The organism is Rhizobium sp. BK376, assembly GCF_004341625.1.
In the GTDB taxonomy this organism is placed as follows: domain Bacteria; phylum Pseudomonadota; class Alphaproteobacteria; order Rhizobiales; family Rhizobiaceae; genus Rhizobium.
The window spans coordinates 34081-49861 of the sequence record NZ_SLZG01000029.1 but is presented as its reverse complement, the minus strand read 5'-3'; the positions used below and the strand labels follow the sequence as shown (position 1 = coordinate 49861).

Sequence of the window (15781 nt, the reverse complement as noted above, 5' to 3'; positions counted from 1 at the left end):
TCCTCAATGCGGGCCTGGAGCCAGTCGCTTGCGCGACGCGTCGCATCATATTTGGAATTAAGCTTGTCGACGAGATAGGCATCGGCGATCGCACCCGCGATCTGGGCGGCAAGATCGGGTGATGGCGATGTATAGCTGACGGAAAGAACGTAAGTGCGGCCCACTCTGTCAACCTGCATATTGCTGCCGAGCGTCGTCGCCGCGTCCTCACGCCTATCTGCATCGCTTTCTGCGGATGCGTCGCTGTCGGCGAACCAGGACTTGAAATCGAGAAGCCGTCTCAAGACGCTGAGCGGTGACGCAGACGGGGCCGTGAAGACCGGATTGTCGAGCAACTTCAGCTTGTCGACGACGGCAAGAGCGATCGTATCGGACTTTATCAGCTCCACCTGGCTGAGAATCGATCCTTCGTCGTCCGTGAAGTCCCCTACGCTCAGCGTGGAGACCTGGTTGGCAACATCGCTGTTGTCCTTATCGATGAGTAGGTTCGTAACGGCTGTATATTGAGGTACCGCCGTAAAAACATAGATCAGTCCGAGAGCAAAAAAGACGACCGCAGCAGCCGCAACGACGCGCCATTGGCGCCTTGCGACAGCTATCAGCTTATCGAAATCAATAAACTCTGACGGGGCGTCGTCATCCCATTGCGCATCGGTTCTCGAAACCTTGTCGGGTGATAACATATGCCCTCGCAATTTATTTGCGGTCAGATCTTACGATCACTCGATATCAGGTGCCCGTCGGGCTGACACTCGGCGACGTCACGAATGTTGAAAAGTTCTGGGTGGTTGAGGATCGGTTGGTCGATCCACCACCACCGCCGTTGAATCCGGCCGGTGCAGCCGTCCCCGTTGCAGCGTCTCCGGCTGCCGCACCGGAACCGCCGTTCGTCGCGCCGCCGCCGCCGATACCGCCTGCTCCACCGCCGGCTCCGCCGCCCGCACCAGCCCCACCGAGGGCAGCGGTCTGAACGTCGTTCGAGGCGGCCAGGAATGCGGTCACCACGTCGGCCAGATTGGAAGCTGCAACCTTCTGCTGGATTTCAGCGGCATATTGCGGGTTGGATGCCACGCAGGCGCGGGCCGCGCGGGCAAGTCCAGCACCGATCGCAGCCTTCTGATCCTTGTTTGCAGCATTGGCAAGCGCAATCAAGGCATCAATCGAGTTGCTGCTCGAACCGGCCAGGGCGCGTGCACGCGTCGCAAGCGGCAGGCCACCCGTCGGATAGGTTGCCAGCAACGCGGGAGGATTGGCGAGGAACGAGGCGACTTCATCGGGGCTCAACGCGGCCGGGGCCTGGAAGCAGGCGCCACCGGCAGCCGGTGCAGCAGCTGTCGTCGTCGGCGCGGCCGGTGCAGGGGCCGCGGCGGGTGCGGCAGGAGCAGTCGGCGCAGGAGAAGCGGCCTGGGCAAATGCACCCGTTGCGCCAAAAGATACAATAGCGGCAGCCAAAGCAGCTCCGAGGCCGGCATTGCGCGCCTTCTCAAATTTTGCCATCGGTGGTCTCCATCCAAAGAATTAGTTAATGTTAAGTAAAGAACTACACGACGAAACTATTTAGTTCAATCGGCCTGTCCTATTCCTCTTCGGTTATGATTAACCTCCGAGGATATTCAAATCATCAATTGAGATCTCTGATTGAATCTCGTGTCGAGACTGTATCGGATGTTGTGCCGGCCGCGGTTGATGTAATGGCATTGGCGATATCGAGGAACTTCAGGAGTTCGACGGAGCCGGAATTGCCGCTGTAGAGGATGTCCTTGTCGGCGAGCGCGAACTTCTGGGCGGCGAAGAAGCCGGACGGGTCGCGCAGGTTGGCGCGGAAGACGACCGGGATCTTGTCGGATTGGAAGGCGGAGGTGTTGACGTTCATCGCCTGCAGGATCTTGCGGTCGACATTGCGGTAGAGCAGCACCTGGGCCGGGTTCGCCTGGTCGTCCCTCAACCCGCCCGCCTTGGCGATGCCTTCGGCCAGCGACAGGTCGGTATCCTCGAAGTCGAAGCGGCCATTCTGGCCGTTGGCGCCGAAGGCGACGAAGGTGCGGCGCTGATGGTCGGCAAAGACCGTGTCGTCAGGTGCGACATAGATGTTTTCCGACGGGTTCTTCAGCAGCGTCTCGTAAGGCACGGTCGCCGTCTTGCCGCGGCGCTGCAGCGTGATGTTGGTCTCGATGCCTGCCGTCTTCAGGCCGCCGGCCTGCGACAGGACGTCGAGCACGCGCTCGCCGGACGAATTGAGCTCGACGCGGGTCGGCGTCGTCACGTCGCCCAAAACCGCCACCTGGCTGGAATTGCTTGTCACCGTGGTGATGACGACCTGCGGCTCGATGGCGCGGTTGGACAGCTTGTCCTCGATGTCGCGCTCGACCTCCTCCTTCAGGCGGCCTGCCGCCTGGATCCGTCCGGCATAGGGCACGCTGATCGTGCCGGTCCGGTCGATCGTCTGGTTCGGCAGGGTGATGAAGTTGCCCGGACGGCTGCCGGCATCAGACGGAATGAACAGGCCGCCCGACTGGGCTTCGAAGATCGAGACCTGGACAACGTCGCCATAACCGAGCGGAATGTCCGGCGGGCCGCCCTTGCCGCCGCCAAAACTCTGCTTCAGCGAGGTCGCGGCCTTCTCGTCGAAATATTTCAGCATATTCTGGCTGAGGTCGACCAGGACATAGTCGATGCCGGCCTTGCGGTCCTTGGTGGTGACCTTGACGGCGGCATGGTTGTCGATGGCTTTTTCATCGGGGCCGGAGCGCGGCAGGTAAGTACATCCCGACAACAACATCGCAGCAAAGGCAATGCAGCCGATCGGCTTCAAAATGTTTTTGTTCATATACCGCCCACTCGATGATCCCCGAAGGGCACTTGTCCCTCCGACGCAGCAATTATCAGAGTTGCCTGAAGAATTCGAGAAGGTTTTCCCAAAGCAAACTCAAGAGAATCCTCAACTGTTGCGCCGCAGCAACACTAAGGGAAAAAGAATTAAATTGCAAAAGTCACAAGTATGTCGAGTTGGCAATGAATATCGCCGAAAAAATATCGTTTCTAACAGACCATTTTTGGCCCGATGCTCATTTTTCAGATCCACGCACCGTTTTTGAGCACGTATTTTGTTATATTAGGGATATTTAAATTAGTTTATTCTTCCCCTTCCTGGAGAGGGCATTATTGCTGAAGTCATCTCGGTCGAGAGCAATTGATTCCGAAGTAACGCCCGAGAGAGCAAGCAAACTCAGAAAAAACGATACGACGATGTATTGCGTCGGTTGGTCACGACAGCGATCGAAAGGTCACTCGCCGGAATTCGTGACACGTGATTCAGGGTGCAATCTGCGCTGGATCGCCTAAGCTCGCTCGGCGAGCAGCTGGGGCGATGACGAGTTCTCACTGAGCCCCATGCCATCTTCAGCTGCTATCAAGGCCTATCGAATGGAGTCTATTGGACCATGGATAATCTTCTGAATATTCCCGTAAGGCGGCCCGACGGCCAGGAGACGACGCTCAGCGAATACCGTGGACGCGTCATGCTGGTCGTCAACGTGGCGTCGAAATGCGGGCTGACGGTGCAATATGAAGGGCTGGAAAAGCTCTATGAAGACAAGCGCGATCAGGGTCTGGTTATTCTTGCCTTTCCCGCCAATGACTTCAAAGGCCAGGAACCGGGCACCGACGAAGAAATCGTCGATTTCTGCACCAGCACCTATGACGTGCAGTTTCCGATCTTTTCGAAGATCTCGGTCAAGGGCAGCGACAAGCATCCGCTCTATCATGCATTGACGCAGACCATGCCCGCGGCCACGGGGGAAGGCCCGATGCGGCAGCGGCTGAAAGACCACGGTATCGATACCGGCACATCCAGCGAGATCCTTTGGAATTTCGAGAAATTCCTGATCGGCCGGGATGGCAGCGTCGCAGCACGCTTCGCCCCCGACGTGACGGCTGAAGATCCGCGGCTGATTGCCGGCATCGACAGGGAACTGGCGCGGGCCATCTGATACGATGCGGGCTCCTTGCCCGCATCGCCAAACGCCCATTCCTCTCAGGTAAACCAGTCGCCAGAATATTTATCTGCGGCTCATTCGCTGCCTTCCAGCCACTTCACCTGCTCCGGTGTCAGCTTGATATCCAGCGCCGACAGGCTGTCTTCCAGTTCGGCGATCGTGCGCGGGCCAATCAGCGGAATGACGGGGAATGGCTGGGCGACGACATAGGCGAGCGCAACGTGAATGGGGCTTCGGCCAAGTTTCTCGGCCAGCTCGATCGCCCTTTCCCGCCGTGCAAAGTTCCGATCCGAATACCAGACGCGCACCAACTCCTCGTCATCGAGTTTGTCGCGACCGGCGCGGTCCGTGAAGAAGCCTCGACCCTGGCTCGACCATGCGAAGTTGGGCATCTGGTTGGCATTGAGCCAGACCTTCCAGCTATCGTCAGAAGCGGCAACGCAACCGGCCCAGATCGGATCGAGCATTTCTGCAAGCGCGAAATTGTTGGACAGCGCTCCCGGCGCGGTTTTTCCGTTCTTCGCTGCATAGGCGATTGCCTCGTCCATGCGCTCGCGCGTCCAGTTCGATCCGCCGACGGGGCCGCGAATGCGCCCTGCCCTTACCTCCGCATCCATGGCGTCGACGAATTCGCCAACCGGGACGTCGGTGTTGTCGCGATGCATGAAATAGATGTCGACATAGTCCGTCTTCAGGCGGTTCAGCGACTGATCAAGCTGCTTTGCGATCATATCGGGATAGCAGAGCGGCGAATGAACGCCCTTGCCGATCAGCACGATTTCTTCACGCGGCACCGCGCGGCTGGTGTGCCAATCGCCGAAGATGCTCTCCGTCTTGCCGGCGCCATAGACGTAAGCAGTGTCGAAGAGATTGCCGCCGGCCTCGTAGAAGGCATCCAGCGTCAGCGATGCCGATGCGAAATTCGGGAAGAATTCGAAGCCGAGGGCCACCATCGACGCCGGCTTGGAAACGCCCGGAATCTGGCGCATCGGAACGGATTTTCCGAGCGAAACCTTCGCGCCGGCAAGATTTACCGTCCGCCGAGTCGCCTTCTCAACCTCGTATTCAAGGCCGACGGAGGCGCGCCATTGATCGAGCACACGCAGGTTGCCGATCGAATCCGCCCAGCTCATGCCGGGAGACGTGAACTCCGTCCGACCGGCCCTTATCGCATCGCCTGCCGCATCGACCTCGAAGGAATAGAGCCAGCCTTTTTCCTCGACGTCGATCGTTTGCGGCTCGCTGTTCGGCTTGATCACCTCGATCTTGCCGGTACCGCCCTTGTGGCCGGAAGCAAACCAGAAGTCCTTCACCTCCAGGCGTCCTTCCGAGCCGATGATGCGAAGCGTGTTGTCCTGGTTCGCCATGATCGAGCAGGAGACCTCGGCAATGATGCCGTTCGGAAATTTAAGGACGGCGGACGCCCATTCGTCGACGCCCGTCTGGCCGAGATGCGCAACGCCCGAAACCTTTTCCGGCTCAAGGAATGGCTTGCCGTCGACCGCACCGGCAATCAGCCGCGCCATCGACACCGGGTAGCCGCCGACATCAAGAATGCCGCCGCCGGCCGTGTCATTGGCGAAAAGCCGATGTTCCGGCCGCACGTTTCCCATGTTGAAGCCGAAGGAGGAGCGGATGATGCGCACCTGCCCGATGATGCCGCTTCGAACCAGCTCGATCAGCTTTGCGGTCTGGGGGTGGACACGATACATGAACGCCTCGCCGGCAAAGACGCCGGCTTTCCTGGCTTCGTGGTAGATCGCAGTTGTGTCGTAGGCCGAAAGCGCGATCGGCTTTTCGACCAGAATGTGCTTGCCGGCTCGCGCCGCCTTGATCGCCCATTCCGCATGGCCCGTATGGGGCGTTGCGATGTAGATCGCCTCCACTTCGCTGTCGGCGAGCAAGGCGTCGTAGCCATTGACGATACGGGCGCCTGGAAAACCCTCGGCTAGGCCAGGCTTTTGCGGATTGCGCGTTGCAATCGCAACCAGCTTGCCGGTGCGCGAATGCGCTATGCCATCAGCAAATGTCTTGGCAATCGTTCCCGGCCCGATGATGCCCCAGCGAATGGGATTGGTTGAACGCATGGGAGGTTCCTTTCATGATTCTATCGGTTCTGAAATGAAGGCGTTAGCGTAGGCGGTTGCCCGCGCTGTCGAAGAGGAAGGAGCGGCGGGCGGCGAGCGCGACGGTCAGCGTGTCCCGGTTGGACGCGTTGCGGGATTCCTCCCGCTCGATGACAATCTGCTCGCCTCCGGCGATGTTGGCGTAAATGTAGCTGGTGCTGCCGAGATGCTCGGCGACGTCGACGGCAACCATCAGGTCGACGTCGCCCTTTCCAGCGTCGAGAAAATGCTCCGGGCGGACTCCGAGCACGACCTTGTCCCCGATCTTGGGGGCGGCCCCCTGCAAGGGTATCGTCAGCCGGACATCGCGTTGGCTTGCCAGGGCGATCAAGACGCCATTCGCGTTGACCTCGACGACCTCCGCACCGATGAAGTTCATCTTCGGCGAGCCGACGAAACCGGCAACGAACTGATTGGCCGGATTGTCATAGAGATCGAGCGGCGCGCCGATCTGCTCGATATTGCCGCTTCTGAGCACCACGATCTTGTCGGCAAGCGTCATCGCCTCCGTCTGATCGTGCGTCACGTAGATCATCGTCGTGCCGAGCGTCTTGTGCAGTTTCGATATTTCGACACGCATCTGGACGCGCAATTCGGCGTCGAGATTGGACAGTGGTTCATCGAAGAGGAAGACCTTGGGCTCGCGCACGATGGCGCGGCCGATCGCGACACGCTGGCGCTGGCCGCCCGACAGCTGTTTCGGCCGCCGGTTCATCAGTTCCTTGATCTGGAGGATATCCGAGACGTGGCGTACGCGGCGATTCGTGTCCGCCTTGGGATTGCCGTTCATGCGCAGGCCGAAGCTCAGATTTTGCTCGACAGTCAGATGCGGATAGAGCGCATAGGATTGGAACACCATGGCGATACCCCGATCGGCCGGCTCCACATCGTTGACGGTCTTGCCGTCGATCTTAATCTCGCCGCCGGAGATATCTTCGAGCCCCGCAATCATGCGCAAAAGCGTGGATTTCCCGCAGCCGGAAGGGCCGACGAAGACAACGAATTCGCCGTCCGCGACCTCCAGGCTGGCGCCATGGATGATCTCGAATGCGCCATAGCGCTTGACGACATTCTTCAGTGACAGTCCTGCCATCAGGCGTTCTCCAAATTATTTGATTGCGCCGGCCGCGATGCCGGCGATGAAGTGGCGTTGCAGGAGGACGAAGACCACGAGGATCGGGGCCGTGAGCATGACGGCACCCGCCATGATCCCGCCCCAGGAAACCTTGGTGAGCCCGATCAGTGTTCCGAGCGCCACCGGCGCCGTCATCATCCCGGGCTTCGAGTTGATCAGCAGCGGCCAGAGATAGTTGTTCCAGGACACCAGGAAGAGGATGATGGCGAGTGCTGCCATGGTCGGTCGGGCAAGCGGCAGGGCAATGCGCAGGAAGATCTGCCATTCCTTGACGCCTTCGACGCGAGCGGCATCGAAAAGCTCACCCGGCATCATCGAGAAGGCCTGGCGCATGAAGAGCACGCCGAGTGAATTGAAGAGCGGTGGGACAATGAGCGCGATCCAGGTATTGGCGAGATGGAACTGCCGCGCAACCATGATGAACTGCGGAATGACCACGACGAAATAAGGAAGCGTGATCGTTCCAAGGATGATGGCAAGGACGATGGACTGGCCATAAAAGCGATAGCGCGCTAGGGCCCAGCCCGCCATCGAGGTCAGCAACACCGAGAGCACCGTGTAGATGACCGCCACGACGATCGATATCGTCAGCGCGCCGACGAAATCGGTATCGGCTTGCAGGTTCGCCACATTCGCGAAGAAATTCGTCGATGGAATGAGCACGATGTCAGGGCTGAAAATGCCGTTGTCGGGCATGGTCGAGAAGACGAACATCATCCAGAGCGGAAACAGCCAGATGATGGCAAGCGGCGTCAGCGCCGCATGCAGCGCGATCGAGCGCATCAGAGTGGATCGGGACTTTGATTTCATTTCGGTTCGCGCCCCAGCCAGAGATTGAGAAGAGAGATCGCGACCGCCAGCGCCGTCATCGTATAGGCGATAGCGGAGGCATAGCCGAAGTTCAGCGAATAGAAGCCCTGGCGGTAAAGCAACAGGCCGAGCGTTTCCGTGCCGCCGCCGGGACCGCCGCGATTGGTGATCAGGAAGGGCTCGGTGAAGAGCTGCATCGTGCCGATGACGGAGAGGACCACGCAGAAGAGGATGATCGGCTTCAGCAGTGGCAGCGTGATGTAGAAGAACTGCTTGACCTTGCTGACGCGATCGAGTGTTGCCGCCTCGTAGACGTCTTCCGGAATGGATTGCAGGCCTGACAGGATGATGATGGCGTTATAGCCCGACCAGCGCCAGGTGACCGCGATGATCAGCAGCGCCATGGCGGCAGGGGTCTCGGCAAACCAGGAGACAGGTCCGACGCCGATGCCACCGAGCAGCTTGTTGATGATGCCGAAATCGATGTTGAACATCAGCCGGAAGACGGCAGCATAGGCCACTTCACCAACGACAACAGGCGCGAAGAATGCGAAGCGGAAAATCGCCCGCGCTTTCAGAAGCGGCGAGTTCAGAAGAACGGCCATGACGGTTGCGATCGCGATCATGACCGGGACCTGGATGACAAGGATGATCAGCGTGTTCTGCAGCGCGTTGTAGAAGGCGGGATCTTCGAAGAGACGGCCCCAATTTGCCGAGAAGCTGTATTTCCATGGATTGATGCGCGTGTTCTGAAACGAGATCAGAAACGAATTGATGATCGGCCAGACCCAGAAGGTGGCGAAAATCAAAAGATAGGGCGCAAGGAACGTATAGGCGCTCCTGTTCTGCAGCCGCATGAACGTCTCCTCCTATTTCCCATGAATGCACGGCCCGAAGGCCCCCCCTTGCTCTCCCACCAGCGTCAAGGGGGAACCGGGCGCCATCAAACGCCCGGTCCATTCATTCACTGGGCGATCGGCAGACCCGTGGCGGAAGCGATCTGCTTGGCAGCATCGTCCAGCGCGGCCTTGGCATCCGGATAGCCGCCGGCGAAGAACTTCGTCTGTGCCGTCTTCAGGATGGAATCGGCATCGGTCTGGAAGGCCGTGCCGCGGCTCGGATGGATGTTCGGCAGCGTCGAGAGAATATCGGCCCAGACCTTCTGGTTGCCCCAGTAGGGCTGCGGCTGGTCGACGAAGGGATCCTTGACGGCGCTGAGCAGCGACGGCACAAGACCGAAGGACTTGAGCATGGCGACCTGCCCCTCATTAGTGCCGAGTGCATATTGCAGATATTTCCAGGCGGCTTCCTTGTTCTTGGAGTTGCTGGCGATGGCGAGCGAAGAACCACCGAGATTGGCCGCGTGTGCGCCGTCTGCCGTCATGCTGGGCATCAGGTAGACCCCCCATTTGCCGGCAAGATCAGGCGAATTCGAGCGGACCGAACCTTCGTACCAGCCGCCATACAGCTGGCTCGCAACCTTCCCTGCGGTGTTGGACTGAATCTTTTCTTCCCAGTTCGCTGCCGTCAACGTGCCGGCATCCTTCATCTCCTTCACCTTCTGAAGGGCGGCGACGCATGCGGGCTGGTTGATGGTGATGTTCTGGCCGTCGGTCGAGAAATAGCCGCAGCCCTGCTCGTTCGACAGCATGCGGAACCACTCGCTGTCACCGTTAAAATCGGCCTGGGACATGACGACGCCGGGGTTGGCCGCGGAAATCTTCTTTCCGGCCGCGATGAAATCATCCCAGGTCTTGATCGTCGCCGGATCGACGCCGGCCTTTTCATAAAAGTCGCGGCGGTAGAAAACGGCAACAGGACCGGAATCCCAAGGCATCGCATAGGCAACGTCACCTATCTCCAGCTCGGTGCGCTTGAAGTCCGGGAATTGCTTCTGGATATCCGCGTTGTAGCCGAGATCCTTCAGATTGGTGAAGCAGTCGGGGAAGCGGTTCCAGAAAATCTCGGCCTCGAAATTCTCGACCGTGACGATGTCGGGCAGACCGTCGCCGCCGGCTGCACAGGCGGCCAGCATCTTGTCGAAGACCTGCTGGTTGCCGAGATCCTGCACGTCGACCTTGATATCAGGATATTGCTTGTTGAAGCCCTCCAGCGTCGATTTCAGCGCCGACGCAGCGACATTCCAGCTCCAGATCGTCAGATTTGCCTGCTGCGCGAACGCGGAGCCTGAGACACACAGTGCGACGAGCGTCGTCGCACCAAGAAGTTTGAAGCGCATTGAAAATCCTCCCTTTTCAATTGCCGTCCCTTAGCGAACCCGCGTAGACTATCTGCAAGGGAGCGGCTGTCTCCTAAAAAGGGAACATCGAGTTGGCGGAAAGTAAGGTCTCGCAGAGAGCTATCTATCAACCGGGAGCAAGCAGCATCGAAGGCCTTCCAACGGCGCTGCAAATGTTTCACGCCCACCCGCCGGTCATGGTCATGCCCCACTGGCATGCGCAGGTCGAGGTCAATTATCTCATCGAGGGCACGGTGCATTACCAGATGAATGGCCACGAACTGCGTCTCAACGCGGGCGACATGTGCCTTTTCTGGGGTGGCCAGCCGCATCAGATGGACGAATCGTCCGACGATTCGCTCTATGCCGGCGCCCATCTGCCGCTCGTCTATTTTTTCCGCCTGCGCCTGCCCGACAGCATTTCCAGCCGGCTGATGAGAGGCGAGACGCTGCTGACCTCAGCCACCGATGCCGCGGACAACGAAAACTTTGCGCGCTGGTTTCGCTATGTCCGCTCAAACGATCCTGCCAAGGGGAAACATGCGGTCGACGAATTGCTGCTTCGCCTGGAACGGATCGCCTTCGAGCCCTATACGATGCTGCCGGACATGAGCAACAGCAGGCTCAGGGATCAGCCGCAACCTCATGCTTCCCGCAGCATCGCGCGGATCTGCGATTTCATCGCGGCCAATTTTCTCCAGGACATCGATTCGATCGATATCGCGCGGGCAGCGGATCTGCATCCGAAATACGCAATGAACCTCTTCAAGAAATCGACCGGAATGACGCTCAACAAATATGTCAACCTGCTCAGGCTATCCCATGCCCAGGCACTTCTCATGGGTGATGACGTAAACGTGCTGCAGGTTGCGATGGACAGCGGCTTCGGCTCGATCAGCGCCTTCAACAAATCCTTCCGTCACATCGCCGGCATGTCGCCTTCGGATTTCCGCCGTGATATCCGTATCGTCACGACCATGCCGACGATATTGTCCTGATTTCACCTTTCATCCTTGCGCGCGCCCCAGGGCACATCTTTTGACAGGAGTTGCCCCATGCGACGTTTTTCCGCCTGCATCGAATGGCTGTTTGCAGAGGATAACGATGCATTTGCCGACCGTATCCGCAAAGCACGGGAGATGGGGCTCGACGCCGTCGAATTCTGGCGCTGGACCAACAAGGATCTCGATGCGGTTGAGGCAGCAGTCGCCGAAGGCGGCATTGCCGTTACCGGTATCGTGGCGGAGCCCATGATCGCGCTGACCAACCCGGCCAATCGCGAGCCATGGCTGGAGGGGTTGCGGCAGTCGATCTCGGCCGCTCAACGCCTTGACGCGAAGGTCCTTATTGCCCAGGCGGGGGACGATCAACCCGGCCTATCGCGCGAGGAGCAGAGAGAGGCGCTGGTTACCGCCTTGCGCGACGCAGCCGATATTCTTGAAGGCTCCGGCATCCGCCTCGGAGTCGAGCCTCTCAACACGAAGATCGATCATATCGGCTATTTCCTGTCGTCGACGGAAGAAGGGCTCGACATCGTCGATGAGGTCGGCCGTCCGGAAATCGGCATCGTCTACGATATCTACCATTCTGCCGTCATGGACGAGCGCACCGAGGAGGTTGTTGCCGGCCGCGTCGATCGTATCGCCCATGTCCACATCGCCGATCATCCCGGCCGAAACGAGCCAGGAACCGGCGACATCGATCTCGCCGATCGACTGAACTGGCTTTTCGCCCACGGCTATGACGGCCGGATCGGCCTCGAATACCGGCCGACGAAATCCGGCTCGAGGCCGATCCTCGATGTGATCGCCTCACTACAGGGCTAAAGATGCACGGCGGGACTGGATGTGACAGTCAAAGATGGCTGTCAAAATCCACATGGCTATGCAGGACGCGCACTACGTCAAAGACGCCCTCCGTCATTTTGTAGAAAATGACGTGGGAGCCGACCTGATAACGACGGTAACCCGGACGGACCTCATCGGCTGACCGGCCTATCCTCGGATCGGCGGCGATGATCTGGATCGCCGACCAGATGCCACGAAGATAGATTTCCGCCTGCGCCAGATTCCAGCGTTCGGCCGTGTAATCCCAAAACCCCTCCAGGTCACGCTGTGCGCGAGGGGAAACGATGTAGCTCGTCACGGCTTAGGCACGCCCTCGTCGCGCTTGCGCGCGATAAAGGCCTCAAAATCAAACGGCGACGAAGGGCCGCTGTTCTCCCCTTCGATCAGGGCGGCGCGGTAACGTCGCCAGCTTGGCTTCGCGCTCTTCCAGCAGGCGTAGACCCGCGCGAACGACATCTGTGGCAGAGCTGTAGCGCCCCTTTTCCACATGGCCGGCTACAAAGCTGGTAAAATGATCGCCAAGGCTGACGGACGTGTTCTTATTCATGGCACACCTCTTCCACGGCCGTACCAAACTTTGGTATTTGTTCCAAGGGATGAAGCCCGACAGACAGACTTCCGCTAGCCGATCGCCCGCTCCTGGACCCGACCTTCGGTCGTCGCATCGAAGACATGGATCTTTGCGGGATCGATCGCCAGTCCGATCAAATCACCGGCGTGGATATTGCCGCGTCCGGTTTCGACGATCGTCAGTTCAGGCTGGGTGTCCGCTGTGATGAAGGTCGAGGACCCCGTCGATTCGACGAAGGCGACGCGGACGTCGAATGTCCCCTGCCCCGGCGCCACGATCGCCATGTGTTCAGGACGCATGCCGGCAAGCACTTTCTGGCCGGGCTGCAGCGTCCGGGCGAGCGGCAGCACCTTGCGCTCTTTGCCGAAATCGAGAAGCAGGCTCGCCCCACCCTCCGCCACGACTGAAGGCACGAAGTTCATGGCCGGTGAGCCGATGAAGCCTGCCACGAACTTGTTGGCCGGCCGATCGTAGAGCTCGAGCGGTGCGCCCTGCTGTTCGATGACGCCGTCGCGCATGACGACGACATGGTCGGCCATCGTCATCGCCTCGATCTGGTCGTGCGTCACATAGACCGACGTCGCATGCAACCGTTCATGCAGCGCCCGGATTTCCTTGCGCATCGAAACGCGCAGCGCGGCGTCGAGATTGGACAGCGGCTCGTCGAACAGGAAGGCCTTGGGGTTTCGAATAATGGCGCGCCCCATGGCGACGCGCTGACGCTGGCCGCCAGAGAGTTGCCGAGGATAGCGATCCAGCAGACCCGTCAAGCCGGCGATCCTGGCAACCTCCTCAGCCTTGCGCTTCGCCTCGGGCTTCGGGATCTTGCGCATCCGCAGCGAGTAAGTGAGGTTCTGCTCGACTGTCATATGCGGGTAGAGCGCATAGGACTGGAACACCATGGCAATATCGCGCATGCGTGGAGGGACGTCGTTCATCACGTCGCCGGCAATCTTCAGCGTCCCGCCGGTAATTTTTTCCAGCCCTGCAAGAGAGCGCAGCAGAGTGGACTTGCCGCATCCGGACGGACCGACCAGCGCCACGAATGTACCCTTGGCAATCGAAAGGTTGATGTTCTTGAGGGCGTGGTAGGCACCGTAATGCTTCTCGATTCCGGAGAGTTCGATCTGGATATCCTGGTTCATGCCGAAAACCTTGCTGGTCCCAGACCGGGACCGATGAAGTGGCCATGGGTGAAAAATATCGTCACTTGACTGCTCCGGCGGCAATGCCGCGCGCCAGCGTGCGCTGGAAGATCAGGAAGAAGATCACAGTCGGTATGATGCCCAGGAAAGCCGCCGAGGCCTGCAGTACCGGGTCGGACATGTTCTGACCGCGGGTGAGGCCCATGGCGACCGAGACCGTCTGATTGTTGTTGGAGACCAGCATGACAAGCGGAATCAGGAATTCGTTCCAGGTCCAGATGAAGAAGAACGTTCCCAAGACCATAAGCGTTGGCCGCAGGACCGGGACGACGACGAACCACAGCGTCTTCCAGTGGGTCGAGCCATCCATCTCGGCGGCTTCGAGGATTTCCTTGGGGAATGTGCTCAGCACGGTCGAGAGCAGGTAAGTCCCGAAAGCGCTTTGCAGGACCGCGAAAATAATGATGACGGAAAGCTGCGTGTCGTAGAGGCCGGTCGCTTTCGCCATGTAGTAAAGCGGGTAGATGATCGATTCCTGCGGGACCATGATACCGAGGAGGAAAACCACCAGAATCAAGCGCGAGCCCGGCACCTTGCCGATTCCAATCGCATAGGCATTGAACAGGCTGATCAATACCCCCAGCACCGAAACACCAAGGCTGATCATCACGCTGTTGATGAGCTTGCGGCTGAAATCAGATGCCGTCCAGAATTTTTCAACCGCCGTGAGATCGATCGACCGGGGAATGGAAAGCGGTCCGCCGACGGCATATTCGGCGCTCGCCTTGACGGCATTGATCAGCGCAAGAAAAAACGGAAAAAGCGTGAAGGCAAGGAGCAGGATAAGGATGGCCAACACCACCCATCGCATGGGATCGCGGCGAATGCGATGAGCTGCCGCCGTCGCCCGGACCTTGGTCGTACCGTCGCTGAGAACTGAATCGGCCATATTCTACTCCTTCGGCTCGCGCTGGCTCTGGAAGCGCAGAAAAATCATCGCCAGAACGATTGTCAGGGTCGTCTGCACGACCGCAATCGCTGCCGCATAGCCGACGCGCTGTGTGGTGAAGAAGTGATAGTAGGTCAGGTAGGAAGGCACGAGCGTGGCGTTGTCAGGCCCGCCGGCGGTGATGACAAAGATTGGCGCAAAGACCTTGAGCGCTGCGATCAGCGTGGTCAGCACAACGACAAAAATCTCAGGCGCCAGCAGCGGAATGGTGATCGTCAACAGCCGGCTCCACCAGCTTGCACCGTCAAGCTCGGCAGCCTCGTAGAGAGAAGGATCGATGCGCGAAAGACCGGCCATGAACACCACCAGACAATAGCCGACCTGTATCCAGACAATGACGAGCGAGACTGAAGCAAGCGCGTAAGTCGCATCGCCGATCCAGTTCTGGGCGAGATTACCGAGGCCGATGGCCTTCAGGGTGATATTGACGACGCCGACGGGATTGAGAATCCACCCCCAGAGCACACCCGCGACCGTCACGGGCAGAATCTGCGGCAGATAAAAACCAGCCCTGAAAAAGCTCGAGACCCATTCCCCGAACTCGTCCCTGACATAGTCGAATAGCAGAGCGGCAAGCACCAGGCCGATGCAAACGGGTATGACCGTCATCGAGACGATGAACAGCAGCGTGTGATACATCGATCCCCAAAATTGATCGTCCGTCAACAGGCGCTGATAGTTCTGCAAGCCGACCGGTCGCGGGGTTCCAACGCCCTTCCATGCCGTGAAGCTCAGCCCCAGATTGGCAAGCTGCGGTATGAGCACGATCAGAACAAAGCCGATCACTCCTGGGATCAGATAAAGACTATAGCTTAGTGAACTGTCGCCCGATCGCTGACTGGATAATGCCATATCATTCTTCCTTCAGCCTTCCATGGGGGCTGCGCGTAGACGCGCAGCCCAG

15 protein-coding genes and 1 pseudogene are annotated in these 15781 nt (G+C 59.1%); 3 read left to right on the top strand and 13 right to left on the bottom strand.

Features of this window, described 5'->3' with window-relative positions; translation table 11 throughout:
• The 3 genes from EV561_RS32205 to EV561_RS32195 form a co-directional block, all read right to left on the bottom strand.
• The coding region (locus EV561_RS32205) for a Wzz/FepE/Etk N-terminal domain-containing protein (protein WP_245513130.1) at positions 1-683 on the bottom strand (683 nt) is incomplete at its 3' end.
• 46 nt (positions 684-729) lie between these two features.
• Positions 730-1497, bottom strand: a complete 768-nt coding sequence (locus tag EV561_RS37420; RefSeq protein WP_165927996.1) for a hypothetical protein — start codon at positions 1495-1497, stop codon at positions 730-732.
• A 124-nt stretch (positions 1498-1621) separates the two neighbouring features.
• Positions 1622-2827, bottom strand: coding sequence for a polysaccharide biosynthesis/export family protein (locus EV561_RS32195; RefSeq protein ID WP_132527976.1), 1206 nt, complete (start codon positions 2825-2827; stop codon positions 1622-1624).
• Between the two features lie 613 nt (positions 2828-3440).
• Here EV561_RS32195 and EV561_RS32190 point away from each other — a divergent pair.
• Complete coding sequence (locus EV561_RS32190; protein WP_132527975.1) at positions 3441-3989, top strand: glutathione peroxidase; 549 nt, start codon at positions 3441-3443, stop codon at positions 3987-3989.
• Between the two features lie 80 nt (positions 3990-4069).
• On the opposite strand, the gene EV561_RS32185 is transcribed toward EV561_RS32190, so the two are convergent.
• The 5 genes from EV561_RS32185 to EV561_RS32165 form a co-directional block, all read right to left on the bottom strand.
• The gene (locus EV561_RS32185; RefSeq protein WP_132527974.1) at positions 4070-6082 is read right to left on the bottom strand and encodes an aldo/keto reductase; all 2013 of its coding nucleotides are present in this window, start codon (positions 6080-6082) and stop codon (positions 4070-4072) included.
• Positions 6083-6125: 43 nt separating this feature from the next.
• Complete coding sequence (gene ugpC, locus EV561_RS32180; protein WP_132527973.1) at positions 6126-7214, bottom strand: sn-glycerol-3-phosphate ABC transporter ATP-binding protein UgpC; 1089 nt, start codon at positions 7212-7214, stop codon at positions 6126-6128.
• Between the two features lie 15 nt (positions 7215-7229).
• Positions 7230-8066, bottom strand: a complete 837-nt coding sequence (locus EV561_RS32175) for a carbohydrate ABC transporter permease (protein WP_132527972.1) — start codon at positions 8064-8066, stop codon at positions 7230-7232.
• Positions 8063-8923, bottom strand: a complete 861-nt coding sequence (locus EV561_RS32170; RefSeq protein WP_132527971.1) for a sugar ABC transporter permease — start codon at positions 8921-8923, stop codon at positions 8063-8065. The genes EV561_RS32175 and EV561_RS32170 overlap by 4 nt, the downstream gene beginning before the upstream one ends.
• Before the next feature lie 107 nt (positions 8924-9030).
• Entirely contained in the window at positions 9031-10305 is a 1275-nt protein-coding gene (locus tag EV561_RS32165; protein ID WP_132527970.1) for a sugar ABC transporter substrate-binding protein, read from the bottom strand.
• 86 nt (positions 10306-10391) lie between these two features.
• On the opposite strand from EV561_RS32165, the gene EV561_RS32160 reads away from it, so the two are divergent.
• Both EV561_RS32160 and EV561_RS32155 read left to right on the top strand, forming a co-directional pair.
• On the top strand, positions 10392-11303 hold the full coding sequence (locus EV561_RS32160; protein ID WP_132527969.1) for a helix-turn-helix domain-containing protein: 912 nt from the start codon (positions 10392-10394) through the stop codon (positions 11301-11303).
• A 57-nt stretch (positions 11304-11360) separates the two neighbouring features.
• Positions 11361-12131, top strand: coding sequence for a TIM barrel protein (locus tag EV561_RS32155; RefSeq protein ID WP_132527968.1), 771 nt, complete (start codon positions 11361-11363; stop codon positions 12129-12131).
• A 28-nt stretch (positions 12132-12159) separates the two neighbouring features.
• Here EV561_RS32155 and EV561_RS32150 read toward each other — a convergent pair whose 3' ends face one another.
• The 5 genes and pseudogenes from EV561_RS32150 to EV561_RS32130 all read right to left on the bottom strand — a co-directional run bounded on the left by EV561_RS32150 (position 12160) and on the right by EV561_RS32130 (position 15729).
• Positions 12160-12450, bottom strand: a complete 291-nt coding sequence (locus EV561_RS32150) for a type II toxin-antitoxin system RelE/ParE family toxin (RefSeq protein WP_132527967.1) — start codon at positions 12448-12450, stop codon at positions 12160-12162.
• Positions 12447-12699: pseudogene (locus tag EV561_RS32145) on the bottom strand (type II toxin-antitoxin system ParD family antitoxin). The gene EV561_RS32150 and the pseudogene EV561_RS32145 overlap by 4 nt, the downstream one beginning before the upstream one ends.
• A 74-nt stretch (positions 12700-12773) precedes the next feature.
• On the bottom strand, positions 12774-13868 hold the full coding sequence (locus tag EV561_RS32140; RefSeq protein ID WP_132527966.1) for an ABC transporter ATP-binding protein: 1095 nt from the start codon (positions 13866-13868) through the stop codon (positions 12774-12776).
• Between the two features lie 61 nt (positions 13869-13929).
• Positions 13930-14817, bottom strand: coding sequence for a carbohydrate ABC transporter permease (locus EV561_RS32135; RefSeq protein ID WP_132527965.1), 888 nt, complete (start codon positions 14815-14817; stop codon positions 13930-13932).
• A gap of 3 nt (positions 14818-14820) precedes the next feature.
• A complete protein-coding gene (locus tag EV561_RS32130) occupies positions 14821-15729 on the bottom strand; it encodes a sugar ABC transporter permease (protein WP_132527964.1) in 909 nt (302 codons plus the stop codon).
• Positions 15730-15781 lie beyond the last annotated feature (52 nt).

Coding starts and splice junctions, on each gene's coding strand:
- EV561_RS37420 (WP_165927996.1), bottom strand. CDS start 1,497: ATGGCAAAATTTGAGAAGGCGCGCAATGCCGGCCTCGGAGCTGCTTTG.
- EV561_RS32195 (WP_132527976.1), bottom strand. CDS start 2,827: ATGAACAAAAACATTTTGAAGCCGATCGGCTGCATTGCCTTTGCTGCG.
- EV561_RS32190 (WP_132527975.1), top strand. CDS start 3,441: ATGGATAATCTTCTGAATATTCCCGTAAGGCGGCCCGACGGCCAGGAG.
- EV561_RS32185 (WP_132527974.1), bottom strand. CDS start 6,082: ATGCGTTCAACCAATCCCATTCGCTGGGGCATCATCGGGCCGGGAACG.
- ugpC (WP_132527973.1), bottom strand. CDS start 7,214: ATGGCAGGACTGTCACTGAAGAATGTCGTCAAGCGCTATGGCGCATTC.
- EV561_RS32175 (WP_132527972.1), bottom strand. CDS start 8,066: ATGAAATCAAAGTCCCGATCCACTCTGATGCGCTCGATCGCGCTGCAT.
- EV561_RS32170 (WP_132527971.1), bottom strand. CDS start 8,923: ATGCGGCTGCAGAACAGGAGCGCCTATACGTTCCTTGCGCCCTATCTT.
- EV561_RS32165 (WP_132527970.1), bottom strand. CDS start 10,305: ATGCGCTTCAAACTTCTTGGTGCGACGACGCTCGTCGCACTGTGTGTC.
- EV561_RS32155 (WP_132527968.1), top strand. CDS start 11,361: ATGCGACGTTTTTCCGCCTGCATCGAATGGCTGTTTGCAGAGGATAAC.
- EV561_RS32140 (WP_132527966.1), bottom strand. CDS start 13,868: ATGAACCAGGATATCCAGATCGAACTCTCCGGAATCGAGAAGCATTAC.
- EV561_RS32135 (WP_132527965.1), bottom strand. CDS start 14,817: ATGGCCGATTCAGTTCTCAGCGACGGTACGACCAAGGTCCGGGCGACG.
- EV561_RS32130 (WP_132527964.1), bottom strand. CDS start 15,729: ATGGCATTATCCAGTCAGCGATCGGGCGACAGTTCACTAAGCTATAGT.